General features: G+C 58.2%; 22 protein-coding genes and 1 pseudogene. 12 read left to right on the top strand and 11 right to left on the bottom strand.

Annotated elements, in window-relative coordinates; genetic code table 11:
- Positions 1-2325 precede the first annotated feature (2325 nt).
- The 4 genes from RX329_RS23905 to RX329_RS23895 form a co-directional block, all read right to left on the bottom strand.
- A complete protein-coding gene (locus tag RX329_RS23905) occupies positions 2326-2658 on the bottom strand; it encodes a hypothetical protein (RefSeq protein WP_317244398.1) in 333 nt (110 codons plus the stop codon).
- Positions 2659-2802: 144 nt separating this feature from the next.
- Positions 2803-3420, bottom strand: coding sequence for an NYN domain-containing protein (locus RX329_RS23900; protein WP_317244397.1), 618 nt, complete (start codon positions 3418-3420; stop codon positions 2803-2805).
- 825 nt (positions 3421-4245) lie between these two features.
- Entirely contained in the window at positions 4246-4530 is a 285-nt protein-coding gene (locus tag RX329_RS42020) for a DUF6894 family protein (RefSeq protein WP_410706510.1), read from the bottom strand.
- 116 nt (positions 4531-4646) lie between these two features.
- On the bottom strand, positions 4647-5252 hold the full coding sequence (locus RX329_RS23895) for a hypothetical protein (RefSeq protein ID WP_317244396.1): 606 nt from the start codon (positions 5250-5252) through the stop codon (positions 4647-4649).
- A 1054-nt stretch (positions 5253-6306) separates the two neighbouring features.
- Here RX329_RS23895 and RX329_RS23890 point away from each other — a divergent pair.
- The 5 genes from RX329_RS23890 (at position 6307) to RX329_RS23870 (ending at position 11456) form a co-directional block, all read left to right on the top strand.
- Positions 6307-7383 carry a DUF2336 domain-containing protein gene (locus RX329_RS23890; protein WP_317246440.1) on the top strand — a complete coding sequence of 359 codons (1077 nt, stop codon included), beginning with the start codon at positions 6307-6309 and terminating at the stop codon, positions 7381-7383.
- Positions 7380-7703, top strand: coding sequence for a PilZ domain-containing protein (locus tag RX329_RS23885; protein WP_317244395.1), 324 nt, complete (start codon positions 7380-7382; stop codon positions 7701-7703). Before RX329_RS23890 ends, RX329_RS23885 begins: the two co-directional genes overlap by 4 nt.
- Before the next feature lie 86 nt (positions 7704-7789).
- Positions 7790-8839: an HD-GYP domain-containing protein gene (locus tag RX329_RS23880; RefSeq protein ID WP_317244394.1), complete on the top strand. Its 1050-nt coding sequence runs from the start codon at positions 7790-7792 to the stop codon at positions 8837-8839.
- A 619-nt stretch (positions 8840-9458) separates the two neighbouring features.
- Positions 9459-11072, top strand: a complete 1614-nt coding sequence (locus tag RX329_RS23875) for an NAD(P)/FAD-dependent oxidoreductase (RefSeq protein ID WP_317244393.1) — start codon at positions 9459-9461, stop codon at positions 11070-11072.
- Between the two features lie 192 nt (positions 11073-11264).
- Positions 11265-11456, top strand: a complete 192-nt coding sequence (locus RX329_RS23870) for a hypothetical protein (RefSeq protein ID WP_009859246.1) — start codon at positions 11265-11267, stop codon at positions 11454-11456.
- Positions 11457-11503: 47 nt separating this feature from the next.
- Here RX329_RS23870 and RX329_RS23865 read toward each other — a convergent pair whose 3' ends face one another.
- Positions 11504-14884 (bottom strand): AAA family ATPase, encoded by a 3381-nt coding sequence (locus RX329_RS23865; RefSeq protein ID WP_247523545.1) that lies wholly within the window; start codon positions 14882-14884, stop codon positions 11504-11506.
- Between the two features lie 1686 nt (positions 14885-16570).
- On the opposite strand from RX329_RS23865, the gene RX329_RS23860 reads away from it, so the two are divergent.
- Positions 16571-16804, top strand: a complete 234-nt coding sequence (locus tag RX329_RS23860; RefSeq protein ID WP_317244392.1) for a hypothetical protein — start codon at positions 16571-16573, stop codon at positions 16802-16804.
- A 51-nt stretch (positions 16805-16855) separates the two neighbouring features.
- Here the strand turns inward: RX329_RS23860 and RX329_RS42015 are convergent.
- Positions 16856-16960 (bottom strand): annotated as a pseudogene (locus RX329_RS42015) (SOS response-associated peptidase); the annotation flags it as partial.
- A 470-nt stretch (positions 16961-17430) separates the two neighbouring features.
- Positions 17431-17769 carry an H-NS histone family protein gene (locus tag RX329_RS23855; RefSeq protein WP_317244391.1) on the bottom strand — a complete coding sequence of 113 codons (339 nt, stop codon included), beginning with the start codon at positions 17767-17769 and terminating at the stop codon, positions 17431-17433.
- Between the two features lie 526 nt (positions 17770-18295).
- Here RX329_RS23855 and RX329_RS23850 point away from each other — a divergent pair.
- From RX329_RS23850 to RX329_RS23840, 3 genes are all read left to right on the top strand, one after another.
- Positions 18296-19021 (top strand): hypothetical protein, encoded by a 726-nt coding sequence (locus tag RX329_RS23850; protein ID WP_317244390.1) that lies wholly within the window; start codon positions 18296-18298, stop codon positions 19019-19021.
- Between the two features lie 173 nt (positions 19022-19194).
- Positions 19195-19401, top strand: coding sequence for a hypothetical protein (locus RX329_RS23845; RefSeq protein ID WP_317244389.1), 207 nt, complete (start codon positions 19195-19197; stop codon positions 19399-19401).
- Between the two features lie 2320 nt (positions 19402-21721).
- Positions 21722-21853 (top strand): hypothetical protein, encoded by a 132-nt coding sequence (locus RX329_RS23840; RefSeq protein WP_317244388.1) that lies wholly within the window; start codon positions 21722-21724, stop codon positions 21851-21853.
- Positions 21854-22048: 195 nt separating this feature from the next.
- Here RX329_RS23840 and RX329_RS23835 read toward each other — a convergent pair whose 3' ends face one another.
- The 3 genes from RX329_RS23835 to RX329_RS42010 form a co-directional block, all read right to left on the bottom strand.
- Positions 22049-22333, bottom strand: coding sequence for a helix-turn-helix transcriptional regulator (locus RX329_RS23835; protein ID WP_317244387.1), 285 nt, complete (start codon positions 22331-22333; stop codon positions 22049-22051).
- Positions 22334-22339: 6 nt separating this feature from the next.
- Positions 22340-22558, bottom strand: a complete 219-nt coding sequence (locus RX329_RS23830; RefSeq protein ID WP_317244386.1) for a hypothetical protein — start codon at positions 22556-22558, stop codon at positions 22340-22342.
- 207 nt (positions 22559-22765) lie between these two features.
- On the bottom strand, positions 22766-22900 hold the full coding sequence (locus RX329_RS42010) for a hypothetical protein (RefSeq protein ID WP_410706508.1): 135 nt from the start codon (positions 22898-22900) through the stop codon (positions 22766-22768).
- Between the two features lie 574 nt (positions 22901-23474).
- On the opposite strand from RX329_RS42010, the gene RX329_RS23825 reads away from it, so the two are divergent.
- The 3 genes from RX329_RS23825 (at position 23475) to RX329_RS23815 (ending at position 25008) form a co-directional block, all read left to right on the top strand.
- Positions 23475-23720, top strand: a complete 246-nt coding sequence (locus RX329_RS23825; RefSeq protein WP_317244385.1) for a PilZ domain-containing protein — start codon at positions 23475-23477, stop codon at positions 23718-23720.
- A 245-nt stretch (positions 23721-23965) separates the two neighbouring features.
- Positions 23966-24175, top strand: a complete 210-nt coding sequence (locus tag RX329_RS23820) for a DUF6894 family protein (RefSeq protein ID WP_317244384.1) — start codon at positions 23966-23968, stop codon at positions 24173-24175.
- Positions 24176-24255: 80 nt separating this feature from the next.
- On the top strand, positions 24256-25008 hold the full coding sequence (locus RX329_RS23815; RefSeq protein ID WP_317244383.1) for a DUF5131 family protein: 753 nt from the start codon (positions 24256-24258) through the stop codon (positions 25006-25008).
- Here the strand turns inward: RX329_RS23815 and RX329_RS23810 are convergent.
- Complete coding sequence (locus tag RX329_RS23810; protein ID WP_317244382.1) at positions 24992-25825, bottom strand: three-Cys-motif partner protein TcmP; 834 nt, start codon at positions 25823-25825, stop codon at positions 24992-24994. The genes RX329_RS23815 and RX329_RS23810 overlap by 17 nt on opposite strands.
- Between the last annotated feature and the right edge of the window lie 503 nt (positions 25826-26328).

The following is a 26328-nucleotide window of genomic DNA, read 5'->3' as shown; positions in this document are numbered from 1 at the left end:
CCCATCTCGCCGAAGGTGCCTTCTGAAGCCGCATGCCGGTATCCAAGTGTCGTGGCGGCGAGCGTCATCGGCCTGGCGCGGCTAGGGAAGGTATTCGGTTCAGGTCTTTCCCGTCCTGGGCCCGTTTTTTGGCAAACCTGACCGAAAGCTGAGTCACACACTCAAATGCGCACCTGTGGAATGGGTTGGCATCGCGCCGAATGTCGCGGCTTCGATGCTGCCAGTCTAACGGATACCCTTGGTACGGAGCCCGCCGGTTCCTTAAATCCTGGCGCTCAAGGGGAGGGCTCCGGGACGGGCTGGCGGACCGTCCTTGACGCGGCACGGATGCCTTCTTACGCGGCCGCCCTTCTCATCATTGGCGCACAAGCTTGGACCGCATACCGGTCAGCATCGTGTAGGCGAGGCGCCGCCAGATCAGGTTCATCAGGATTAGCATGTGGCATCCCCGTGTTCGATTCCGCCACTTTCGCCCCCCTCTGTTTCAGCAAGATTTCGCGGGGCCGGGAAATGGCTTCGCGCGAGGTCGGGGTCGTGTCCCCGGTGCAGCTCGGCATTGCGGCGAGTTAATTGACACCGCCAGACTGAGCGATCGGTATCATAATGGTGCGCTGTCGCGGCCGCCCTGCGGGTGGGCGGGAATCTCGTTCTCCGATGGCACTCGGAACGCCGCGGCTGATCGTACAGAAATGGAGAAGTGCGGGGGCCAGTCACGCTGGCGGGGCTTTCGGTATTTGATTAGCTGCGGCACGGGCGGCGCCTTTCAAGGCCGCTTCGATGGTCTTGAGCCGCTTACCTCGTCGGGATCTTCCGCTTTGCTGCTTAGGCACGGATGATCGGGACACTCTCGTAACTAGCCACAGATCGCTGCCGCAGCTGGCGCATTCATACTGCTTCAGTTCGTAGCCTTCGGTCACGGGGAAAACAGCTTTGAGTAGTCGAGCTTGGCTACAAACGGTGCATCCGGCTTCGCCGTTCACGATCGCCCCCTTTAGCTCCAATGATCGGAGTGAGAACAGAGTCTCGGTTCCGGAGCAATAGCGGCTCATGCTGACGGGGCCTGTTTTCGAGTCGGCAGGGCGGTAGTCGCCCGGAGATGTAAACGCCGATCAATGGAATTACCGTCCTCGTCTTTGGGCGGCCCCGCAATGCCGCGCGGTGACACGGACAAGGCACCAACTCTCATCTGCAACAGATGTCAGCGGCCAATGGATTTTCTCGCAATGCTGCCGGCAATTGCGAACCTGCCCGCCGCTTACGCCTACAGATGCATGCCCTGCTTGAGAGTTGAAACTATTGTTCTGGGCCGAGGGAAGGCGCCGCCGGAGGATTAGAATTTGGGCGGCTGAGCGCTTCAAATGGCTTAGGAGGAAGCCGACCATCCGTCGGGGAATGGTTCCAGCAAAGTCCAATCGACTTGGTTGTCGTTGTCAGGGGGGCTGATATCTCCTGCATTCCCGTTTAGTGTCGCGTGGCGACCGAGGCGAACAGACAAAGCGCCCCGTTCACGGCGTCGAACGCGGCGCGACGGAGGATGTGTCAAGCGTAATGGAGGCCCGCCGCGGGCGCTTCGCTCAGCTTCTTCGACTAGACCTCGAAGATATTCCAGTTCAGAGAGCTGATAAGTGAGTTCGCTAAGTCGTCGGGCAAAACGGATTGCGCGAGAGCTTCGCATAAATGTCCTCCCCCAGCACAAAAAGCACTATCAGGACGGCTTCGGAGTAAATAGCTCGGGCAAAAGTGGAAAACTACCACCGGTTTATATTGCATTTCAATACGTCGGTCTTGCTGCCTCAGAGTTGCTGCCTTACACAGCCGCGCGGTCGCCGACCCGCGCACAAGATACGCCGACGGCAACAAAAGGGACCCCAGCTTCAGGGCGGTGAAGCTGGGGCTGTCTTTAGGCTGCCCTTGGGGAAGGCGGCCACCCTTGGCAACGGGCACCGGGAAAACTTTGCAATCGGCAAGTCGTTCCATTCCCGTTCGTTCGCTGCAACTCCAAGATTATTGAGGGTCGCGGGTTCACTGGGTTCACGTCGGCCGACGCTTTGGCAGCAGTCTCACTACGAGCGGGACAATCGATGCTTCCCAAACTTGGCGCGCCGCTCTGCTTCTTATTTGAGATCGGAGATGTTCGAGTTCGGATAGCTGGGAAGCGAGTTCGCCCAATCGTCGAGCAAATTGGATCTGGCGAAGTCCCTGCAAATTCGCCTCCCAGCAATCCAACCTGAAAAACAGGCTCATGATTCGACACGCGTCATTAAAGACGCGTGTGTTATTGCTGGTTCCGAATATGGAGCACCCATCGCAGAGGTGGCGAGATAGCTAGACGGGCAGACGAAGCCAGACGTCTTTACTGGACAGCGTGCCGGTTGGCGTCGCAATCTCCATATCGACGACGCGAAACGAGCCATGACTTTCGTAAACGTAGCGAAGGTGCCAGACCGGGCCGAGTTCCGGCGAGATGGCGAAGTCGTCCAACGCGCCGGTGATGTTGTGAACGGCATCGCGTCGCCCGATCGGTGCGGAGAACATCGTCTCTATTAGCACGGCCAGGCTCATGCCGCCGACCAGCATGGCTCGTGCAGCTTCGTCGCCGTGAGAAAGCCGGAGGGCGGTCACGATGACGGCAATAGCGTCGGGGTTCTTCAGAGCCACAGCAGGTTCACTTCGCCCAGTAAAGCCATGATGCCGGACGCGGCCCCTTTCATGCAAGCGATTGGAGCCGTAGCCAAGATATCTCAAAGCGACAAATGCCAACGGGCCATCCGCACTTGCGGAATGTGGCGCCGCCTTCACGGCCTACTCGTGTGGGTCGTTTCCCTTCGGTTCCTGCAAGAATTTTGGCATGTGTCCACGCGCTTCACGGTCGCGCGGGGCGGGGCGCTCGGACGGGTCGCGGCCGAGCTTGGACTGCAGCTCGACTAGGTCGGTGAAGACGTCGGCCTGGCGGCGCAGCTCGTCGGCGATCATCGGCGGCTGGCTCGCGATCGTGGAAATCACGGTGACCCGCACGCCGCGGCGCTGAACGGCCTCGACCAGGGAGCGGAAATCGCCGTCGCCCGAGAACAGCACCATCTGGTCGATGTGCTCGGCGAGCTCCATGGCATTCACGGCAAGCTCGATGTCCATGTTGCCCTTGACCTTGCGGCGGCCGGAGGCGTCGATGAACTCCTTGGTCGCCTTGGTGACCACGGTGTAGCCGTTGTAGTCGAGCCAGTCGATCAGCGGCCGGATCGAGGAGTATTCCTGATCCTCGATGATCGCGGTGTAGTAGAACGCCCGAAGCAGCGTCCCGCGGCTCTGAAACTCCTTCAGCAGGCGCTTGTAATCGATGTCGAAGCCCAGAGTTTTCGCCGTCGCGTAGAGATTGGCTCCATCGATGAAGAGCGCGATCTTGTCGGTAGAGGAAGGTGACATTCAGTTCACGCTTTCCGTGAAACAGCGCAGATTGAGCTGAAAAGATTGGCGGACGGCGACACGGATATGTCGGTCGCATTCTAGATAGGTCGCTAGAGAAGATCTTAGAGTACAGACAGATGCTTTAAGCTTCAACTATTTTCGGCAGGACTCAGAACCCTGACTTTAGCCGAAAGTTGGTTTGTCGGATCTGTAAAGTCTCCTGTCTAATTTTAGGTGTCCATTCGCAGGGTGCTCGCGCCATGACCGTGCGATTTTGCGCTCTTTGATCTTTGGATTCATCGGCGCGGCCCGGCTGGCGATGGTCTGTTTCAGGTCCATGCGGAAACGTTGTGTTAGTCGGGAGCGAGAGAAGCCGGCCCGCAGCGCAATACACGGCTGCGCGGGCCATCTCCCAGTTGCTGCTGACGGCTCCATCTCGATCGAAGGAGATCCAAAGCTGCGTCGGCGCCTTATCATCTACCTGGATGCGAGGAGGGATTTTCAAGGGTCAGGCGATTAGGCCGACGAGAACATTGCGGCCATTGAGGCGGGTCTGCACTTCAGAGCCGGTGCGTGGATAACCAGCCTTCAACGCCGCAAATTGAGCCGGCTTGCCGCTGCTGAATCCGGTCTGACCTCAGCACCTCGGTTGCCGCATCCGGAGCACACGAAACGAGGCTCGACATCAGATAACGGACATCGTCGGCCAGCGATCGGGGCTCAGTGACCCGATGGCAGTAGATCAAGACGCCACGTAGGCTCATCTCGCGTATCTCGCCGAAGATGACGATCGCGGGTTCACGCCGTCGTTACCAAATCAAGAGGATGGTTCGATCGGAGTCGCTATTGCAACGCGCCCAGCGGAGCATGCGCAATGGCATTGCCATCCTCGTCGTAAACGACGATGCACATCCCCTTACAAATTAGCTCGGGCATTTCCGCGAGGATCTCTTGCGCTAGCACGGACGCAAACTCTTGCGCCTCCTCCCGATCCAGATGATGTGGGCGAGATCGGATTCGAACTCGGTCAGATTGCTTATGCTGTAAGTGCAAAGGAGCATCGCTGCTGTCCTCCGCCTTGCCGCAGGGGGTGTCCCAGTAGCGGCTTAGAGACGACCCCGGCTGCATTGCCTGGGGGGTCAAGGCCGGGGCCGCTCCGCCAGCTTGGGCGAGCTAGCGCCACAGCAAGCCGGGCGACGATGCTAGGTCCTATGGAGCGCCAGTAAATTCTAGCCAAGCGTAAGCTAGGAAGCCAACCAAAAGGCAACTTTCAAGGTAAGCGCGCCTAGCATGTAGAGCCATCCCGCCATCGCCAGCATGATGCTGAGGAAAAAGCTCACTCCGAAAATCCACTCGGGGAGGTGCCAACTGCCCGCGATCGGCAACTGTGTAGGGACAACGGTGTTCTCGTTCGACCGATCGGCTGAAATCATGGAGCGTCCCGCAATACTTGAACGGAATGGCCGCAACGTCGCAGTCCTCTCGAGTTCCAGCATTTTCATAGGTGAAGCCGTCCACTCCATCAGGGCGGCGGTCGCGCCCTTCAGGAAGTCCGTCGCATAGAAGCGGCGCGCGCCGGTTACGAGTGTCAGGAAAGGTCTCGATTTTCGCGAGACTTCGGATTTTTTGGCATCGATTGTAGTGACGGTGCACCGCAGGTGCGTCGCTCCGCTTCTATAATCCGCGCTCGAAGTTCTTCCAATTCTGAGAGCCGAGAATTGAGTTCGTTCAACCGTTGGGCAAAAAGGAGACCGCGAGAGTTCTTCATCAATGCCTCCAACACAAAGCCAGAAAAAACGCTTGGCAAAAAAGCTGCCGCACCCGCACTGGGCGGTGAAACGAAAGAGCATATCGGATCCCAGCCCGGCTTTCTGTGCACTTTTGTGAGATTGCCCACATTTTCCGCTGCATTCGAACTTCGGCCCTACTGTAGGGGGCCCAGTCCACTCCCTCACAAGGAGCGCTCATCGATGCATCAGGCGCGTTTGCCAGTGACAGATCGCGACGCTCGTGTCAGAGCGGCGGGACAAGCTTCTTCCGGTTGAGGGCTAATCTTAGTCTCTCCCTCAGCAGACGGATTTCGCCATATTGCTTTTCGATCTCTGGATCGATGCGCAGCCTTTCTAATTGCTGCTCGCACAGTTTCGACAATGCAGCAATATGCGAACTTTGGATGGGCGGGACACGCAGGATGACCCTTCAAAAGAATGCGAGAAAAAGCTGATCTCAAAAAATTGGCCGAAGCACAAATTAGAAAGAAACTGGGGGGTGCCCTTGCTGACAATGCGGGCTCGCTGGCAAAGTTCGGCCGTTGCGGCTTTATGACGCGTTCGGGATGTCCCCCGACCTTCAGGAGTTCAGCTTGCGGCGTACCTTCCTGATCAGTTCGCGGAGGTCCGCGGCACATTCTTCCATGATGCGCCGGCGGTCATAAACGTCGGCAACGACCGTGGCAGCTTGCTCGAATGTCGAAGCAAGCCAAAGAAGTGCTCGAAGTGGACAAACTCGAGGCAGTCGCCGAAGGCGGACGTTCGCGACGCGACGAGCGCGTCTGCTTTGGCCGATGTCAGCTGCAATGTCGTTGAACGACGCTACCGCTCGCCCGCATAAGTTCGTCTTCGTCCTGAAGGCCAATGCCGAACTTTAGCGGCTGTCCAACGCTGGACCGCAATCACGCAAGTTGTGGCAGCTATCAGCCCAAGGAATGCGTTACAGGTTGGGCAGTCGTCCAAGCGCAGGCCGCAGCGCCAGATAGCAGGTACTTTAATACGCCACGGAGCGCCGTTCAGTGGAATTATAACAGCCTCTCGCACTCACGGTTGGCATATAAGGAATCTTAACAACTTCAGCGCGTAATACGTTTTGATTTGACGTGACGATATTAAAATGAATTTGGGCCAGCCAATGAGGGCAATTTCTGCGGCCGATCTCATTACTGAGTTGGATGCCACCATCGCGAGGAGCTCGTCCGAACGGTGTGCGCGCATGCTCTGGCGCACCACCGAGCTGCTCGTCGACGGTAATAACCGATTGCAAGAGCCGCAGATCGGCCTGCTTGACGACGTTCTAATTCGCTTAGCCCGGCGGATTGCGCCGGGGACCCTCTCAGAGCTCAGCACAACGCTCGCCGAGCTGGGGACTGCTCCGATGAAGACCCTGAGGCGTCTCGCCTCGTGCGGCGATCCGGCGATCGCAGTCCCGATCCTTATGAAATCTCCCGCCCTGTCGCCGGCTGATCTCGTGGCGATCGCGACATCCGGCAGCGAGGACCACCGTCTCGCCATTGCTGGCCGGCGCAGGATCGAGAGCCCAGTGACGGAGGCAATATTGCAGCGCGGCAGCAGCGAGACTTGTCTCGCCGTCATCGGCAATCCGGGCGCTGAATTCTCGGGCACGGCCTATGCCAACTTGGTCCGTAGGGCTGTGGAGGACGACGAGATCACGAAAGCGCTGACGCTGAGGCCAGACACCCCGGACATGGTGGTTCGGGAGCTGCTGTCGGCATCGCCACGGCCGGCGCCTAAGGCTTCCAACGCAAACGCTTGCTCGCAAGTATTAGCGACAGCGAAGGGACCTTGCGACACTGAGTACGCCGCTGCGAGGCCGGAGATTGTATCGCTCAATCGGAGCGGAAAACTGAGCGACTCGACTGTCAATCGGTTCGCGATCCGGCGTGAGACAGCCAACCTGTTCACGGCGTTGTCGGTGCTGTCGGGAGCACCGATTGAGGCCATCGAGCAGGTTATGGCAGAGTCCGGTTACGAAGGCCCGGTTATGGCGTGCCGGGCATCGCGCTTGAATTGGCAGACCACGCTGGCCGTCCTCGACACTCGCGGCGCGGGGCTTTCACTAGGCGAGCGCGCACGCGCTCAGGAGCTGTTTGAAACGCTTCATCTCTCGACCAGCCAATGGTCCGTTCGTTGGGGAGAAATCTCCGCGCGCGCCCGCGGTCGCACTGCACGATCGGCAGGAAACCCATGAAATTCGACGGTCGCAAGGCGTCTCGGGTGCGCATGGACAAGAGACAGCCCGTGAACCTGATGGGCTCCGACGGCACTTGGCGGCGAAGCTGCGTGTTGCTCGATATCTCGAACACCGGCGCCAAGATCGAAGTCGAAGGGTCGCTCGATGTTCTCTCGGCCAAGGAGTTCTTCATGCTGCTGTCGTCGACGGGACTGGCCTATCGACGCTGCGAGCTGGTCTGGATCGACGGAACCACAGCTGGCGTCCACTTTATCCAGGCAAATGGCAAGAAGACCCAAACGACAGCGACCGACAGAGGCGCGCACAAACCAACTTGAGCCGAGCAGTCTCGTCGAAGTGAGCCAATGACCTTGGACCACCGAAGGCCATTCAGCCCGGCACCCGACGAACGAAGGCACCAGTCATGCTCGTGCACGTATTGGCCGACACTTCCGAGAAGCTCTTCGGACTCTGCTCGCTTTTTGGAGGGCAGTTCACCGTTCCCGGCGAGCGGCTCGATGTAGAAGCAAAGCTTCCGCACGCTGCTGCTGCGGTCGTCGTTCGTGCCGATCTGCGGGCGGTCGAAAACATTGCCGCGCTGAAAAAAAGAGCTGCGCGGTTCGCCATAGCAAAGAAGCGCATCTTCCTTGTCGAGCAAACCTCCCACGTTTGCATCTCGCAAGCCTATGCGCTGGGCGCAACGTTGGTGTTGCCTGGCAGAATCGAGGCGGCCAAGCTCCTGGCCGCTTTGGTCGATCCAGCCGGCGAAGAGACTGGGTCGACGAGCGGCATCTCGCAGTCTGACAATGCGGTAGAGGCCGCAGCAACCGCCATTGCGGCGATGTTCACCTCAATCACCCTCGGGGAGCGGCTCGACGTCGCCGGTCCCAAAGAGGCCGGCCGCAAGATCACCAACCGGATTTCCGAGCATGGGTTAACCGAATGGCTGGCCACGGTGCGGCGCCATCACGAGGGAACGTTCCAGCACTGCCTGCTCGTGACCGGCGTCGCGGTCGATTTCGGCCTCAGTCTCGGTTTCCGTAAAAGTGACCTTGAACGGCTCTCCACTGCTGCCATGTTCCACGACATAGGAAAGGCGAGGGTGCCCTTGGCGATCCTGGACAAGCCAGGACGCCTCGACGACGACGAGCGAGCGTTGGTCGAAACCCACCCGGCGGCGGGTTACGATGTGCTGAAGGGGCACGTGGACATCTCACCCGAAGTCCTCGATGCGGTGCGGCACCATCACGAATATCTCGATGGCAGCGGCTATCCTGACGGCCTCTGCGCCGAGAACATCACCGACATCGTTCGCATTCTCACCATTTCGGATATCTTTGCGGCGCTGATCGAACACCGGCCCTACAAGCTGACAATGCCGCGCGCGGCAGCGTACGAGATTCTCTGCGGCATGAGGGGAAAGCTGGACAGGGCGCTAGTCGCCTCTTTCAAGGATGTCGCGCTTACCAGATGAATTCTGCTCGAACCATGCAGGAATATTCCACGTCTCCACTCAAGCCGTGATCGGAGGCGGTCTCATTTCCATGCACTTCGGCTTCTGGGCCCATCTTGGACATCCTGACCGGCGCCGATGATGTCCGTTCCCGGAGCTCAACGCTAGCCAAAACGTTGAACTCATTGCAAATTTTGACGATCCGGGCGGAGCTCGCGCAAAAAGCTACGGTGACGAGCTATGAATGGACCCGTGCAATTCGGCACTATGTCGATTGGCGGGCAGGGACCTCGTCAGGACCGCAACTAAGCTCGCCGCTCGGGGGCTACCTGCTGGCGAGCTAACCTGAGTCTTTCGGTCCGTTAACGATCGGATCGTCACGGATACGCGCGGTGAATGTCGATGTTGCGTGTCTCACAATCGGAGGCAAATGATGGCTCGATGTCACGTGGACCAGCATTGAGTGACCGCAGAAGAAGTAGTCCTCTGTGTAGCGGGCCAAAATCGGTGCGTGCAAAACCCAATGGCAGTCGGGCGGTCGATTTTTCTGCACTCGGACCTGTTATAAAGGGACAGAACTAAGCCGAACTGCAAACATGCAAACATCACGTCTACAAGAGCGCATCGGCAGGAACGTCCCATGAGCGTGTCCCAACTCACGAAGCGTGTTCGACGCGAGCTGACTTATTTGGACTATCCGGCCCGGGAGTGGACAGTCCCGCGGTTTATAGACGGAGCACGGGTTCTGGACGTGCTGATTGTCGGCGCTGGACAGAGCGGACTGGGAATCGCGTTCGGTTTGAGGCTCGAGCGCATAACAAACTTCAGGATCATCGATCGCCGCCCACGCGGTTTCGAGGGACCTTGGCGCAGTTTCGCTCGGATGGAACGGTTGCGCACGCCGAAGGAGGTGACTGGAATTGATTTCGGCGTCCCGACTCTAACGGTACGGGCCTGGTATGAGGAAAAATTTGGGCGGCGAGCATGGGGACGCATAGATACCCTCCCTCAGGAGGTATGGCGTTCTTATCTGGACTGGTACCGAGACGTTCTGGATCTCCCGGTTGAGAACGAGGTCGAACTAATCTTGATTGAACCGGCGGATGGTATCTTCCTTGCCCATCTTCGTCGTTCCGAAGGGATTGCGCGGGTATATGCAAGAAAGATCATTCTTGCGACAGGCTTTGAGGGAAGTGGCAGGTGGGCCGCTCCTAAGTCTCTGGTCGCTGATTTGTCGGCAGATCTTTATGCACATTCGGCCGATGATATCGATTTTCGCAAGCTTACGGGAAAACGCATCGGCGTCCTTGGTGGCGGGGCATCGGCCTTTGACAACGCAGCTCTCGCACTTGAGGCGGGCGCGGCGCGAGTAGACCTTTGCTTCCGCCGTTCGGAGATGCCGCGGGTCAACCCACTCACTTGGATGAATTTTGCCGGTATGTTGGGTCACTTCGGTGAGCTGACGGACCTGGACCGCTGGCGGTTCATGCGCCACATTCTTGACGAGCTTCCGGTCCCCCCCACACAAGACGCTTATTGGCGATGCCGCGAGTTTGAGAATTTCGCCTGGCACCCCGACTGCGGATGGACTTCCATCGACGAAGCTTGCGGTACTGCAAGGGTTCGAAGCAGGAATGGCAAATTCGAATTCGACTTCATGATCTTTGCGAGCGGTGTCGAACCGGATCTCTCAGCGCGTCCCGAGCTCGCCCTATTTGTTGAACAAATTGCCCTTTGGCGCGACCGCTTCACGCCTCCATCGGGCGAGGAAAGCGAGTCACTCGCACGCTATCCCTATTTGGGTGACACCTTTGAATTCACGGAGCGGCACCGCGGCGCCGCTCCGTTCCTTAGAGGAATACACAACTTCACGTTCGGAGCGTTTCTGAGCCACGGCATATCAGGAGCGGCCATCACGGGTATAAAGTATGGAGTGCGGCGGCTGGTAAACGGAATCGTGCGTGATCTGTTTTGCGACGACTCCGCCAATTATTACCGCGATCTGCTGTCATATCAGACGCCTGAGCTGCGGACCTTGGACAATGCGTTTGTTTGGCTGAGCCAGCTTGGCAGTGACGCTGCTAATTTCGACAGCTTCGCCAATCAGCTGGATCAGCACCAGTTTGCCACGCTGCGTGGCTTGTTGCTACGATCAACGCCACAGCACAAATCTCCGGCTGCAAAGTCCGCCCGACCTGCCCCAACGAAGCGCCCGCCTCGAACGACGCAGCTCAAGAAGAAAAAGGGGAGGTGACATAGCGACTTTATGCTCGCGAGGTGCGACGCGACGATCTATTCTACGCTCGACGGATGCTCCGTGGACAGAAAGCCAATTGAGTATTGTGGAAATGCCGTTTGACTAAAGGTCGTATTGGAGAATATTGTAGTTTGTTGCCTTGCAAGTAGTGATCACCGCCTGACGACCACCATTATCGTGAGGTTAGCAATGGCCTTCATCGCATTTACGAAAGTGATCGATTTTACTACATTGACCGCCAAGCAGCGGAGAGAACTCAAAACCATTCTCGGGAAGCGTGAGGATCAGCTCAAAAAGGCGATCAAGGATGTCGAGAGCGCCCTTAGCAAGCTTGAACGAACGGGTCGGAAGTCTCGAAAGCAGTCGAAGGGCAGGCGTTGATCGGGCGCTAATCAATTTGCGCCGGCCATGATGTTGGGCGGCGTTGGCTAGCATTTGCCGTGATCTGGCTTCTCTTTCGGTGCTGAAATTGAGCTTAATTCGTCCACGAGATTCCTGGCATCTTCCAGATCGGGCATATCCCGACCTTCGGTAAACCAAGAGTATATTGGTTTTGCGAGGGACGTAGCTTCGAAATATCTGCCTTCGTTACACCAATGCCGCGCGAGGCAGATCGAGGCACGCAACTCCCACCAGCGGGCTTGCTGTTGCCGCGCAATGGCCACTGCTCGCTTCAGTTCGACCTCTGCCTGGTCACGCCTCCCGAGTATTAGGTTGATGCTGCCCCGAAGACGGTACAGCTCGGCCTCAAAGAACCTCTCACCTGTTGCTTCGGCCAGCTGAACGCCTTCGTCCAGCAGACGGAGTCCGACTTCAGGTTCTTCGAGCCGGGCATGGGCGAAGGCGAGATGGCCCAAGTACACAGTGCGGCGGCATCGCTCAGAGTTGCGGTAAGTTGCCGCCAAGGCGCTGCGCATCAGTTCAATCCCGACTTGAAGGTCTCCTGCTTGGGCTAACAGTGCTCCACGGAAAAAACGTGCTCTTCGTTCGATTGCCGCAAATTCATGCTCGATGCTGAGCGATATCGCCTCGTCGGCGTGAGCCAAGGCGCGTTTTGCGTCGCCGCCGATTGTGCCTAAAACGGCTATGTTCCCCAGAGCCAGGGCTGTCGTAAAGCTTTGTTCTCTCGTTCGGGCAAGAGTCTCTGTGCGCTCGACGATTGTTGTAGACTGTTTAGGATAGCCAAGGACCAATAGCGTCGTCGAGAGCCACGCCAGGCTATTCACCGCGTCATCGACTCCGAAGCGGCGATAGGTCGAGATCGTGGCTGGATTGGTTGCGCATAGTGCGAGGGCGCGATCGAGGTGTTGGCGTGCATCGGCGAAGGCACCCGTGAAATGCAACGACTGCCCAATGAACCGTGTGGCTAGGACGGACACGCCGGGATGCTCATACTCTGTGGCCAACGCGAGGCAGTGCCGGGCGTCCTCCAGCGCTGAGCCATACTCCGCGCGCATGAAGTGGGCTAGGTAGTTGCCCCACAGGATCGTCATCCGTTCTTCTAGGCTGGCGCTTTCGCCAAGCAGCGCGCGAGCCCGTGAGAAGACCCGCGACGTTTCAGGCGCGGCATCACCCTCAGTCGCGGCAACTGCAGGCCCAAGGGCCAGATAGAAATCTAATTCTTTGCGGTCGCGTTGTGGCGAGCTCGGCAGTTGCTGGGTTAGCTCCATTCCTCGCGTGAGATGTTTTACGGCCTCGGCATTGGAAGAGCGGCCGAGCGCGCGTTTTCCGGCCTTGAGCCAATAGTCCGTCGCTTGCTCGAGCATGCCGGCTTCGGTGAAATGGTGCGCAAGGATTTCAGGGTCGTTCACGACGGCATCCTTGAATCCGTTCTCTAGGGCGCGCGCTATCTGAGCATGAAGTTGCCGTCGCCGTCTCTTCAGCAGGCTTTGGTAAGCCGCATCCCTGACCAATGCGTGCTTGAAGCTGTACATTGCATCCGGCAGCTCACCTTGGCGGAAAATAAGTCCGGCCTCCTCGAGTTCGGCGAGGGAATGCTGCAACCATGTGTCCTCTCGAGCTACCACAGCCAGCATCAAGGAATAGGAAAATTCGCGACCAATGGTGGCACCGATCTGGGCGATCTCCTTCACCGAGTGCAGGCGGTCGAGCCGCGCCATCAGGGAGTCATGGAGGGTTTCCGGGATGGCGAAAGGCGGTAACGGCCCCCTGAGCTGATAGCGATCCTGATATTCAACCAGGATGCCTGCTTCGATGACAGCCTTTGTGAGTTCCTCCACAAAGAGCGGGTTTCCGTCAGTCTTTGTGACGATCTCCTTCATCACGTCGATCGGAAGCGCGCGACCGTTAGCCACCTGCGTGGCCACACCTTTGACATCATCTGGGTTGAGCCGTCCGAGGATCAGGCTTCCGACATTTGCAAGACCAGTCCAGGGAGGCTCGAACTCTGGCCGAAAGGTAACCAGCGCAAGAATAGGCAACTGTCGGGCTCGCTCTACGACTAGGTCGAGCAATTCGAGGGTGGTGTCGTCGGCCCACTGAACGTCTTCGAGGAGCAAGAAGATCGGCTGTTTGCGCGAACGGCTCTCGAATTGATCGAGGAGTGCGGCAAGCGTTCGGCGACGCTGCTGGGCGGGGCTTAGCTGCAGTTTCGGATAACGGTCCTCGCACGGAATCGATAGTAGCGCGGCAAAAAGGGGTACCACCGTCTGAACTTGCGGCGCTCTCAGCGCGAGCAGCGCCTCCAGCTTGTCAAGCCGCATCTCGGCCGTATCGTCCGCCTTAAAACCGGCGCTCCTTTCCAACTGCTCGACCACGGGATGAAGTGCGCTGTTGGCGTGATAAGGCGAGCACTGATAACGAAATTGCATCTGTGGTTGATGCTTAGCTGCACGCTCAGCCAGAGCGGCTGCTAGGCGCGATTTCCCGATACCCGGCTCGCCGGAGATGAGAACAATCTGGCCTTCGCCGGTGCGAGCCAAACGCTGACGTTCCAACAGGAACTCCAACTCGGAATCGCGGCCGATGAGATGGGCGCGCTCTGCCGGACGCACCGCTTCAAAGCGGCTCTCGGAAGCGGAGAGGCCCTGAACGGCCCACGCGCAGACGGGCGCGCTGATGCCCTTGAGCTGGTGGGCCCCAAGATCGCGAAGATTAAAGATATCGCCAAGGAGACGGCGCGTCGAATCAGCGACGACCACTGTATTCGGCTCTACCAAGGCTTGCACGCGAGCCGCGATATTAGGAGCGCCCCCAACGACGGAATGCTCCCGAAGCTTACCCTCGCCACCCAGGTCGCCGACTACCACCATGCCGGTGGCGATGCCGATACGCACGGCGAGAGGTTCTCCTGCGCGGGTTTCGAGCCGTGCGACGGCAGCAATGATATCCAGTGCAGCTCGCACCGTTCGTTCGGGATCGTCCTCGTGCGCAATGGGATAGCCGAAATACGCAAGGATGCCGTCTCCGCGAAAGTCGGCGAGAAAGCCGTCATAGGAGCGCGTGATGCGAGCACAAGCAGCGTGATAGGCATCTATGACGGCGCCCATATCTTCCGGATCAAGCCGTGCCGTCAAAGCGGTCGAACCGACTAAGTCACAGATCATCACCGTGAGGTGGCGGCGTTCCGCGTACTGCGCAACTGCAGTATTCGCATCAGCCGAGGGAGGGCTGGAGGGAAGCGCACTGATCGCATTCATCAGGCGCTTGCGGTCGCCAAGTGGGATGCCGATCTTTTCGAAGTCGCCTTCTGTCAATTGCGGCAACACATCGCAATCGATGGCGCTCGCGATGAATAGGGACTCATGCTGTCCCAGCCCTAGCCTTCTCAGCCAAGTCTTGATTTCCATGGCCGGACCCTGGTGTGTACGAAAGTTTCAGTATGTCAGAGCCAAACCTTGGTTCGGCTACTTCATCGCATTCGAATATCCATTCAAAGCAGTTCGGTCTTATCGCACCGACAATAGCATGCTGTCTGGCCTGTATATGTGAACAGCCTCGCAATTCGTCGCACCTAAATACCTCTTGAAGCATGGTAAGTGTTCCGTCCGACGGCTGTGGCTGTCGTTTCTGTCCCTACATCGCTCATGAGGAGATCCCATGGTGAGCGACGAGGGTGGCACGGTGATGTCGAGCGCTCCGCAGTCTCCATGTTGATCAGGAGCCCGAATTGGTCGACCGCTCAACGGGCAGATTGGGGAAGCTCGCCGCCGAAGGCTTTTGAAGTTCAATCATAGAAAGCCAGAGGATATCCACTCCTCTAGACTCTCCACGGCAAGTAGTTGGAATGGGACAGATTTCAGTTGACTGCCTGGGAGTCGGCATGAATTTCTACGGCGACTTGCTACGAGTTAAAATCTGCCAATGCCAGCTCGAGCTCCATCGCTACAGCTGCTCTTGCTCATAAGAGAGTTCAACCAATTGAAGCTCTCGCTCTGTTTGATCCAAATCATGGTCGGAATCGCCTGGAGTATGGGACAGTCCGAAGGCGTGATCTATCGAAGACGTTGACTGCGACGTGGTGTCTCGTTGGCGGCGAACACATAGCGCGAGTTGGCGCTGGATGCCTCGCCGTGGCGTACCTGAAAAACCCAGCAGACTGGTCCGTCCCATCCTCAACGAAGGGCAGGTGGCCTGAGGAGGCAGGAGCTTCCCGGGCACCACCTGAATGGAATGCGCCTGATCCGTGCCGTATAGGCGCTCCAGCGGCTCAGGTTTGCCCGGTGGTGCGCGATGCGCAAGTAACACACCGTCAATCGCCCAGCGCTAGAACAGGTCCTATCGCGGACTGGTGACGAGCACTGGGATAGGAATGGGAATTGAGAGCCCGGCGGACCTAGGCCGGCGGGTTTTTCTTTGATCAGATCGGGCCGGGGCAGGCCAGTCCACGATGACCAAGTTTCACCCATGTGTATGATTCCCTCGGGCGGGGCTTGATTCGTCATGCTGGAAGCCATTCTCCTATTGCTGGAAATTGAGGCCGCAGCCCTTCTGCTGATCGCCTTCTGGGGACTGCAGCATCACGTATGACTGCGCCTCGGCGGCCTAGCGCCTCGAGGGCCGCCGGTTGACGCAGCGTGCTTGCTGCACGCGACTGTGATGACTGTTAGGAAAGGCCTTGTGAAGTAGTTCACAAGCGGGAGGTATTCCTGAGCCTAGCGTGCGTGCTTCCACTGGAGGGAAGCGCAATGAAGTGGAACTTGGCAAGGTATCGAATGCTCGCGCTGACGGCCGCTGTTCTGGTGGCGGCTGGTACTACTATGGCCGTCGGTACTCCTCGTGGAGTCCATGAACCAATGTTGGGGGCCGATTGGCAATGCAGCCGGACCATGCTGCTCGTGACCACGTGTGCGCACTGAAGCATTGATCGGATAGCCGCAGACGCGTTCGGCAAGGCCAGCGGGCGCTCGTTCACACATCTCGGCCTTCACGAATGCCGGCCTAACAATCAATTAACGAAGAACCCATAGCGTGGTCCGCCGCTGACCTGCATCCCGTGACGCATGGCGAGGTGGGTCTAGGACGGGGCCGATACCATGGCGGACCTAAGGGAAAAACTGGACAAACTCCGTGCCGATGCCGCGGATTTGGCCCTTATGAGCAGGCGATCGAGCGACCCGCAAAAGCGCGCACTTTTCGAACGTTTGGCAGATGAGCTCGCCATAGAGGCTCTCGAACTCGAGCAGGTGGTGAAGCTGCAAAGCCGGCGCTCCGGTCACAGCGACATGGATAAAGTCGTGCCCCTCCACGTGCGTCCAGATCCTCGCTGACCCGATCCCGCTTCCCTTTGTGGGCCACCGCCGCAGGCACATTGCGGACGAGGGGGCGGGGCAGTCCGGGAAGATGCCCGGCGTGCTGGGCAAGTCGCCAACGCTGCTGTTGAGCGCGCCGAACAGGCGACGGATCGCGTCCACGTTTCTCGTCATGGAGTAGAGAGATTGAACACGATCGCGTCTCCGAAGGTGCCTGGCGGGGACGGGCGGCCAGTTGCAGAAGAGTGGCTGCCGGCCGCATCGAACATCAAGGGCATGCCTGGCAACAAGAACGGACCACCCGCAAAAAAGCCGGGCCGCCAATAATCGGTAGGTGGCCCGTAAGCTCCGTCGCCGCGCGGCTTTGCTTAGTCTGCTATGGATCGCCCGGGAGCGGCATTCTTTGGCTGATCGCCGTGCATAATTGCGGCCTCGTCGACGGCTGCCATCACCTCGACGGTCGCGGACTGATGGATCATGTGTCCGGCACCACCAATGCGGTGCAATCTGCTTTGCTTGCTATTGACGTGCAGTCTGGCCGCCTCTCGAAGTCAATTATCCGGTCATCTTCGCGGCTATAGCCTGATCTTGGATGTCCGTCGTAATCATTGCAGTGGGCCTTCTTCCCAATGTGATCGCGGCGCTCAATTTGTCTGCCGCTTTTGAACCGAAGCGTGGTCGATTAGAAAATCGTCCAGCTTCCGGCCACCTCGAAGCTGCGGCCGCAGCCATCGAGGCAGTCTGCCGCGGCCGGACCATGTCTCCGCCGGGTTCTTTGGGTTGCTATATTTGGGGCGAACGGGCGGGTATGGACGGCGCTTACGATCGAACCGTACAGCTTTCTCGGCCAGTCCAATTTTGCGGAGCCGCTCCTCCAACCGTGCTTTTTGCATCAAAATTTTCTGATTGAGGGTGGCGGCGACCTGTTGGTGAAGTCTCCAAAGCTCGTCAAGGGAAAGCGAATTGAAATGCTCGGTGTTCATCGCTCGATCCAATTCTTGGGGGAGGGCCCAGGCAGACAAGTCGGGAATGAAGGAGCAGACAAGCCGTGAGTTAAATAGCCGTCGTACAATCCACATTTAAATGAGGAGGTAGAACGGGAGAAAGGCGCGACGGCGGTAATATCGTGACGGAGCATTTAATTTGGTGCGAGGCGAATCCTCACTCCGGCCCGCACACCGGCATCGTATCATCCACAACCTACCGCTCGACCAGTTGCTCTTTCACATTGCCATTGCCATTGCGAAGGTGAGCGCAAACACCGCTGCGAGTGATCAACCGGGCGGCCGCGTCACGGATCGCGAGCGGGACCGACGCCCAACGTAACGCATGGGGCTCGATTTAATCGAACGCGCTGCCGCGTTTTGCAACGAAGAGTGTTGGATGGCCTGTTAGCTCGGGTGGCCAGGAGCACAATTAATCCATCACGTTGCCAGATTTAAGCCGCATGGGGGCCCATGTCGCCGCGAAGGCTCGTGCCGAGTAGGGGCACCACACCGGGAGTTTTCGATGTCCCGTCATTTGCGATTTTACTTCGCCGGTTTAGTCCTTGTCGGAGGTCTTTCGGCGACACCAGCGTGCTCCGACTCTTTTACCGCCTTGTTCAATATTGCTCCGCGCGAGCCCGCTGCAACCTCTTCGGCGCAGGCGGAATGTTTGCCGCGACCCGGCAGCTCGCCCGCCGCCGGCCAGCATTGGGTGTATAGGCGGGACGGTCATCGCAAATGCTGGTTTTTGGCCGAGGGCATCGCAACGCTGCGAAAACCGGCTCATGGTCGTGTGGCCAACCGCGCCGCCAGCTCCGTCAAGAACGAGGCCGAGCAGCAAAGGGCGAGCCCCGTGATCGATGCGCGCGCGGACTTGCCAAGCTCATCGCCGGCCGAGGGGACTCAGCCGACGCCGCCGGCACGCGAACTCAAGGTGGCCGATGCAAATTCTATTTTCGATGCGGGCACGCCGGCCCTGATGCCGGCGGCACCCGCGGCGGATCTTCCCACCAGCCAGCTCACGCCCGAGCACTCCGGGCCGGCCCAAGTTGACGTGGAGAAACTTGCCGCGGCCGCGCGAGCCGACTCACCTCCAGCTATGCCGCTGCGCGCGCGCAATGAAGAGGTGCGCAACGAGCCGCGCATCTGGACGGTCACCTGGCTAGGTGTGTTGCTGATGACGCTGGGGGGCTGTTCGATCTTAAGCTCGAGCCGCACGCTTCGGCAGACGGTCAGATTACGCCAGTGAAGCACGCTACACTGGCAGGTTAGGTGACGCGGCGGCCGCGATCGATGAGTTAACGGCGGTATAGCCGAATGCCACACGTACAAAGGTTCCACGCGCCGGCACTCAGTTTGGCGCTGCTTTGGAGGGACATTCGACTAACATGACGGGTCCCTCTTTTGGATGGGACTGCCATCATGCGGTACAAAGTGTTTGTGGTGCACCGCACCCGGCAAGTGATCTGCGCAGCAAAGCTTGACTGCATTGACGAGCAGGCGGCGAGACGTCGAGCCGAGCGATTTGTGGCGAGCACGACGTGGAGCTTTGGGAAGGTGATCGGTGTGTTGCTACTTTTCAAGGTCAACATCGAACGGAAATCGGTGCAACCGCCCTGTCTGGAATAGACGGCCGCCCGACTTGTTCACGACTACGCCCAGGAACTGTAGCGCCGTATCGACCTGTTCAGGATGTCCACAGCTAAAGTCCAGGGGAGCGTTCGCTCGCTGCTCGCGCGGTTCATTTCGTAAAATGCATTCGCCAGCTCTTCTGTACGGGGCGAATAAGGAGGTCGTGCGCTAGCGCACTGGAGTTCATCGTGACGCTTCCCGTCCGCCGTTCCGGGAAGCTGGCTCGCTCGATGAAGCCAAGCGCGCCGCTTCAAGGTCGCCTGGGAGAACTCCAGCGAAACATCGGCCAAGCTGATCGATATCCCGTCGCTGATCGGCGTCTTTCGGTAGCTCCAAGTTGCTCGGCGAGCTTTCCTTTCAAGCAAGCAACACTCTCCGCCCTCCGCTTCTGAGATTGCCACATCCGCCGCTGAGATGAAAAAGGCCGCAGGATCAGCTCATCTCCTGCGGCCTTTATTTTCCCGGGAGAATTGAGTGCTTACGGAATGGACACTTCCAGCCCCGGCTGTTGGCGATGATTGCAGAACCTGGTTTGCGGGTTGAGTCCAAAACATGTGTTCCGAAGCGGAACATGGGAGGCTGTTGCGCCTGCGCAACGTCTTGCCCTGATGCGGAAGAGGGGGGACGCATAGCCCGAAGTTGTGCCGTGTTTCATCGAGAGTCCGTCCCAGTATTCTTGCGGGCAGTTGAGACGTTCGAATCGGTGTAGATTCGGGAAATGGTGAAAATGCAAGTGCACCATCAACCGTAGCACCAAGCTCGGCCGACGGGGAGGGAAGCATGGTATCAGCTCTGCAGATAAACTTCGCGCTGTGGGGAATGATTGTTTGTGCCGCCTGCGAGTTTCTGCAACTCGTCGAACTATTTTAGAACAGCAGCCCGCCCCCGACTGCAATCACCGTCTTGGCGATAACGTACAGCCACGCCAGCGTTGTGATAGCTGCAGCGCTGGAGAAGGCTGCCGGTAGAACCATGAAGTGTGCCTGTGTGGGAGGCGAGTGAGCTGAGCAACATCGTTCTCGTGTCTCTATCCGTGTACAGATTCGCGGATCGCAATTGGCGCCGCGGAGATCCATGCGGGTTAGAGCACGGTGCAACGGGTAGGGGTGTCCGCAGCTTCAGAACCAATCGTTTCTTAGCGACCGCGCCGTTCCAGTTTTACGCGCGTCTGCAAATCAAATGTTGAGGGGGTGTTGGCGCCATAAGTCGATTGCCGTCGGGCAGTTGCGGTACCGAGCCGGTTGCCTATCAAGCCGACCACAGCGGCTAAGATGATTACGACCACCAGTGGCGCGAAACCAGTGCTCCGTCTCCCACCGCAAGCCCAACTCCCAGACTCAAAATCCCATCCCGCTTAACCCTCGGACGTTCGACCAAAACACTTCCGGTTGCGCCTTTCTGAATTCAACAACTTCGCAATGTTGTTCCCGCCATTCCAACGTTGCCTATCGAGTGCTCAGTGAGACGCCCAGTAACGGCGCCTTGACCATTGTGTTCGTTATCACCGCTCTGTCCGCATGAAGGGGCTGCGCTCTGAGACCAAACGAAGGTCGGGGTCGGCGGCCACCGTCGTGGACGCCTCGATCCGCAGGGGGGTCTCTGGGGGACGCTCAGCTAGCATTGCCCAGGCGATGACTCCGACTGCAAAAAGGGGTGCCACTATCCAAGGATACCGCATTGCATGCTCGCTAGTCTGGTATCAAGGTCCCGATCAGGTTGAGCAGCGCTTGCTGCTCAGGACCGTTAGCGCTGTCCAGTAGGAATTTGCCGATTTCAATGTTCGAGGTCCGTCCTCCTGAGCGGCATTCGGCCGATGCTGCACGACTGGCGTGCTCGAAGGTGTTTGCCGCGACAAATACCACACGTCGCCATTGCCGCTTTCATACAGAACCCGATCGCTCATAGCGACGCAATACGTCCGCGTGGTTCGGTTCCTATGGGATCGTGCCGAGGGCGGACGGACTGCTAGAGTACCGCCCGCTAGAGGCGTCCGCCGCCCCAACGAAAAGGCCGCAGCGGCGACCCACTGCGGCCTGCCGGGTAAAATGAAAACGTGAAATATCGAGCCAGCCCCGGCAAGATAAGCCTACCGCGACGGGTCCAGTCCGCAATGTCGTCGATGTCACACTTGGGGAAAACAGAAACGTCAGTGTTGCTGACTGAGGAAGGGCCCGCCGGGGCTGGAATGGCGAGCCCTCAACCCCAAGGCCGCGAAACTCTCCGCCGGCCTTAACGGATGCAGCGGTCTGCACGTGATCGGCGCAGATGCGAGCGTGAAACGATATCGATTTTTTGGCGGCTCGCTCAACGGATCAGTATGACCGAGGCCAGCGTCAATTTACCGCTGATGCCCGAGGCCTATTCCGAGATTGAGCGCCTTCTGACGGAGCGCACCAACGGTGCGCTTGGTTGCCTTGGATATTTTGGCGACAGGCGTTCGCGCCTTTGAGTGCGCTTTAAGTTCCTTGATGTCGTCCTTCGTCCACTCGCGGCGAACTACTTGTTTCTTTTTAGGCAAAGCGACGCTCCTTCGATGTTGAAGGCGCGCTCTAACAACATACCGCGCAGTTCGCAAGCCGCGCACTCACCTACTACACGTGACGAAACTTAAACGCGCCTTCACCGACAGGAGTGACGGGTATGATCAGGCTGTTCGCTGCGGCTTGGCGGACTCCAACTCGTCGCGAAGTTGGAGTGGCAACCCATCCGCTTTCACTAGAAATAACCAATCCAGGGTAAGGCCGGGAATCTTTTTCACCAGCAAAATGCCGACGCTCTTCGACAAAGGCATGCCCCGTTCGAAATTGTTCCAGCGCTGCACTTCAATTCCGATCCGCTTACAAAACGCCGTCTGCGTCCCGGCAACGGCTTTCCGCACGAGCTTGAGCCTTTCGGCGACGTTTTCGCTACTCAATGGATTTTCGGGCATTGATTGCTAACCTTGGACGCCGCGGCGAGGGGAATCTGAAACTGTCTCAGGTTGGGTGCCGATTTGCTTCAAGAGATGGCCCACTGCAGCGCCAGGTCTCAGGTACGAGAAAAAGTAGCGATCAACGAATAGGCCGAGCGGCGGCCATGCGATGATGCCGATGCCGATGCCGAGTAGGATTATGATGCCTGAACCGATCAGCATCTCTTTGATTTCGCGGTGCATCGCGTCAGTTTAGGCAATTCTCCGCTCTCCCGTCCATTCCCTCAGGGTCAGCGCAAGTCAACACCCTTTAACGGTACGTCGCCTGGACGGCTGCGATCGTCCAGCTGGCGCGCGCGCAACACGACGCGGCACTGCCGAGAAAGGTTGTTGCCGCGGTGAATGATGCAACGCCGCGGCAGCTGTTGTGCCGGGGAGGGACACCGCCGGCTAACCGATCCATTGCGCGAAGGCGCGTCTGCTGGTGCGGCTTACTCGGCCCCGCTGCTTGCGGAAACGTTGTAACCGAGCGTAGACGGCCTGGCGACTGCGACCCAACCGCTCGCCCAGCTCGGTTGCAGTCATGCCCTCGTCGAGTAGCGCAAGTAGTTGCGCTTCTTCGTCGGGCGACCACGGACGGATATCTTGTCGATCATTGGACATCGATCTCATGCACCCATAGCGCTGCAACGGATGATCGTACAGCAAGGTGGTAAATAATGACTTCTAGGTTTTGGAGCGTGAACGTCGCGAGGTTGCGCTTGCACCCAGCTTGCTCCGCCAGGGCTGAACTGGCTACGTGCCTACAGGGCAGTCCAGGGTGCCCGCGTAACGATCTGTAAGTATTGGGCATGCAAAAAATAGTGCCTTTCTGCGCGTGATCAGTCCGACCAAGGAGATCGCCGTGACATCAGATAATGATGACGAGCTGGCTGTTTTGACGCGAGAGATCGCTGACAGGGTGACCTATGTTCAGAGCCAAAATATCCTGATCGAGGTCCTTAAGCGAGACGGACACGACGTACACGACTATGAGAGAGAGCTAGCCAAAGAGCGGTCGCGCTTGGCAACACGGATCGCGAGGCAGTTTAGACTGCTTGAAATAGCTTCGACCAATGAAGGACCCGAGACAGCCACGTCAACTCAAGGATAAGTAATCATGTCGGATCGCCGGAAGATCGATCGTTCGGACGTCGACTTGGTCGCCTACATTTTTGGAGATGGCGGCAGCCAACGTTGCCGCGTTTTCAACGTCTCGGAGGACGGGGCTGGGATTGAGCTACCGACGAAGCTGCACATGCGTGCCACATTCAAGATGATGTTGGAAAGAGACCGTGTCATCCGAGATTGTCGTCTCGTTTGGTCCAGTGATACTCGCATCGGCGTTGTGTTCGAAAAGGATTGAGTCGGCTCTGCTAGGTTGTCGGTGCCAGCCAAGTGCCACGCGGAACAAAGGTCGGGGAGTGTTACCACGCTGTCTAGCGGGACGCGTCGAGCGTTGTTGCTGCGGGTCAACGACGCCACACGCGACGGGGGCTTTGAGGTGAGGGCGCCCCATAATCCGCTTCGCACGAACCCTGTCGTTTTTGACAGGTTCGGGCCGTCCCGAGATGTGAGCATGATCGCGGCTTCTGAACGAGGGCCGCGGCTATGCGACGTTACTACTTCCCGATTTTCCACAACGGCGAGACACAGGCGGACGATGTGGGGGAGCTATTTCGCTCCGCTGAGCTTGCAGTCCAATACGGCGCCAGAGTCGCGCGCGATATCGCCAGCGATCCAGATTGCGACCGTGACGCGGGCACGGTCGTGATCGTGGTTGACGCCTCCGGTGCCGAGATCGCGCGGCATAGGGTCTAGGGGCAGGCGGAAGCGAGCGAGGGTAGTTAACGAAATATCACCACTTTCTTGTGATTGTTTCGACTCTGAAGGGGAATTCCATGGCGGAAACTTCCATCGAATGGACTGATGCAACGTGGAATCCAGTGGCTGGGTGCACCATTCTCTCGCCTGGCTGCACCAACTGCTACGCCATGCGGATGGCCGCGCGCCTCGATGCCATGGGTGTTGCGAAGTACAAAGGGCTGACCCGGAAAAGCGGTGGCCGAGCCAAGTGGACCGGCAAGCTTTACCTAGATCGGAAGGCGCTTGATACGCCAAAGGGTTGGAGTAAGCCACGCCAGATCTTCGTGAATTCAATGTCCGACCTTTTCCACGAAGATGTGCCCGCGAATTTCATTGCCGAGGTGTGGTCGACGATGGCGGCGACACCTCAGCATACATACCAGATCCTCACCAAACGGCCGGATCGTATGGCCAGCGTCGCCTCAAGTCTGCCGTTGTTGCGCAACGTTTGGCTCGGCACTAGCGTGGAGAGCGCGGATTATCTCGACAGAATCGATGAACTGCGGGCGGTACGCGCCGCGGTGCGCTTCATCTCGTTTGAGCCACTGCTCGGGTCTGTCGCCGAGGCGAACCTCAAGAAAATTGACTGGGCAATTGTTGGCGGCGAGAGTGGTCCGAAGGCTCGGCTGATGGATGCTGAGTGGGTTCGCGAAATAGAGTCCGCCTGTCGCCGCTACGGCACAGCATTTTTCTTCAAACAGTGGGGCGGCAAGAACAAGAAAGCCGCTGGGCGCACGCTGAACGGCCGCACCTACGACGAGATGCCGGTGGCTATTGGTATTTCGTGAACAGGTCTTTTACGATCTTGTCAGCGACCGGCTTCTGAGACGCAAAGAAGAGATAGTAGACCACGGCGTTGATGCTATTCCTCATTGGTAGCGGCTCGGGAACATATTTGAATCCCGCAACATTCTTCAGTCTATCGCGGAAAGCCTGGACGATCGCGTCGTTGCCTTGTTTAATCATGTGCGACGCCCCGAAGAGATCGGTTTGTGGATGCTCGGAGTATGCGGCTTCGCGCCATGAATCATCGCCCCAGAACCTGTTCATGCGATCGACGCCGTCCTGAGGCACTGCGGAGGGATCACGCCAAATCGCATTCCTATTCATGTCCATGACGGGAAAATTCAGGAACATGTCCACCGCGTCGGATTTTCCTGCTAGCTCCATTGCTCGCCAATGGAGATGCAGCCCGTAAGGGTCGAAAAGGCAAAGGGCTCGATTGAATTTCGTGTAGTTAATAGTGGGCAATAGCTGCTCGATGAGGTATTTTGAGGCATCTCCGGTCTCAATATGCACGTCATTACGCGCACCACAAAGTGTCTTGAGATGAGCAGTTTTTTGTTGGTTGAGGTCGATGAAGTGGAATCCATCGAACGGCGGAGCAATTCGTAGCGCGCGCACGGGGCTGCCATCGATCATTTTTTTGGTCGACTTGGAGATGTGGACGCCCGCGCCGCTAAAGGAATCGACGTAGTATTTTTTCAGACCAGGATGGCGGGCGAATGCCTTGGTGTAGGCCGCGCCATATTTCTCCACGATCTCAAGCTTCAGTTCGGACCAGACACCGACCTCGTCGAACTTAAAGGGAGCCGTTTCTGACATCGTTTAACCCCGCGGGAGCCGGCGCAGGGCCGGCCATTCAAGTTCAGTGAATGAGAATCTGGTTGAGGAGACTCCGACACGCTCAGCGTGCTCTCGTTTCAAGTCAATCCTGAGCTTGATCGCCGCTTGCGCTATTGAGTCTAACGGATTCGCAGCGCAGTAATTATCGATCCAAGCATAAAAGGCTGCGGAATTCGGTTTGTTGACGAGTATGTCAGGGGCCTCGGACATGAGATTCTGCCCTGCTAGGAAACCATCCACCCATGCCTGCAGCTGGAAGAGGCTAGCCCGGTCGTTTGTAGTTTTGAATTTCTGCCACTCGCCGCATGAAAGGAGGCCGGCTCCGAATATAGCCCGTCCGGCAGCATGGGCGTGACCTCCAGCGAAGCAGATCAAAACGGATAGCAGAAAAGCCCTTATCATGACCGCTTGCCCAGCTCCCACCACCAAAAGCCACATAAGGCTGCGGCAAGCGACAGCGCTGCCGTGACGGAGTGAGGCTC

It is taken from the genome of Bradyrhizobium sp. BWC-3-1 (genome assembly GCF_032917965.1).
GTDB lineage: Bacteria > Pseudomonadota > Alphaproteobacteria > Rhizobiales > Xanthobacteraceae > Bradyrhizobium > Bradyrhizobium canariense_D.
This window is presented reverse-complemented; position numbering and strand designations above follow the sequence as displayed.

Bases quoted from the DNA above. Each gene is read 5' to 3' on its own strand.
- RX329_RS23900 (WP_317244397.1), bottom strand. From the start codon at position 3,420: ATGTCACCTTCCTCTACCGACAAGATCGCGCTCTTCATCGATGGAGCC.
- RX329_RS42020 (WP_410706510.1), bottom strand. From the start codon at position 4,530: ATGCAGCCGGGGTCGTCTCTAAGCCGCTACTGGGACACCCCCTGCGGC.
- RX329_RS23895 (WP_317244396.1), bottom strand. From the start codon at position 5,252: ATGCTCTTTCGTTTCACCGCCCAGTGCGGGTGCGGCAGCTTTTTTGCC.
- RX329_RS23890 (WP_317246440.1), top strand. From the start codon at position 6,307: ATGAGGGCAATTTCTGCGGCCGATCTCATTACTGAGTTGGATGCCACC.
- RX329_RS23885 (WP_317244395.1), top strand. From the start codon at position 7,380: ATGAAATTCGACGGTCGCAAGGCGTCTCGGGTGCGCATGGACAAGAGA.
- RX329_RS23880 (WP_317244394.1), top strand. From the start codon at position 7,790: ATGCTCGTGCACGTATTGGCCGACACTTCCGAGAAGCTCTTCGGACTC.
- RX329_RS23875 (WP_317244393.1), top strand. From the start codon at position 9,459: ATGAGCGTGTCCCAACTCACGAAGCGTGTTCGACGCGAGCTGACTTAT.
- RX329_RS23870 (WP_009859246.1), top strand. From the start codon at position 11,265: ATGGCCTTCATCGCATTTACGAAAGTGATCGATTTTACTACATTGACC.
- RX329_RS23865 (WP_247523545.1), bottom strand. From the start codon at position 14,884: ATGGAAATCAAGACTTGGCTGAGAAGGCTAGGGCTGGGACAGCATGAG.
- RX329_RS23860 (WP_317244392.1), top strand. From the start codon at position 16,571: ATGGCGGACCTAAGGGAAAAACTGGACAAACTCCGTGCCGATGCCGCG.
- RX329_RS23855 (WP_317244391.1), bottom strand. From the start codon at position 17,769: ATGAACACCGAGCATTTCAATTCGCTTTCCCTTGACGAGCTTTGGAGA.
- RX329_RS23850 (WP_317244390.1), top strand. From the start codon at position 18,296: ATGTCCCGTCATTTGCGATTTTACTTCGCCGGTTTAGTCCTTGTCGGA.
- RX329_RS23845 (WP_317244389.1), top strand. From the start codon at position 19,195: ATGCGGTACAAAGTGTTTGTGGTGCACCGCACCCGGCAAGTGATCTGC.
- RX329_RS23840 (WP_317244388.1), top strand. From the start codon at position 21,722: ATGACCGAGGCCAGCGTCAATTTACCGCTGATGCCCGAGGCCTATTCC.
- RX329_RS23835 (WP_317244387.1), bottom strand. From the start codon at position 22,333: ATGCCCGAAAATCCATTGAGTAGCGAAAACGTCGCCGAAAGGCTCAAG.
- RX329_RS23830 (WP_317244386.1), bottom strand. From the start codon at position 22,558: ATGCACCGCGAAATCAAAGAGATGCTGATCGGTTCAGGCATCATAATC.
- RX329_RS42010 (WP_410706508.1), bottom strand. From the start codon at position 22,900: ATGACTGCAACCGAGCTGGGCGAGCGGTTGGGTCGCAGTCGCCAGGCC.
- RX329_RS23825 (WP_317244385.1), top strand. From the start codon at position 23,475: ATGTCGGATCGCCGGAAGATCGATCGTTCGGACGTCGACTTGGTCGCC.
- RX329_RS23820 (WP_317244384.1), top strand. From the start codon at position 23,966: ATGCGACGTTACTACTTCCCGATTTTCCACAACGGCGAGACACAGGCG.
- RX329_RS23815 (WP_317244383.1), top strand. From the start codon at position 24,256: ATGGCGGAAACTTCCATCGAATGGACTGATGCAACGTGGAATCCAGTG.
- RX329_RS23810 (WP_317244382.1), bottom strand. From the start codon at position 25,825: ATGTCAGAAACGGCTCCCTTTAAGTTCGACGAGGTCGGTGTCTGGTCC.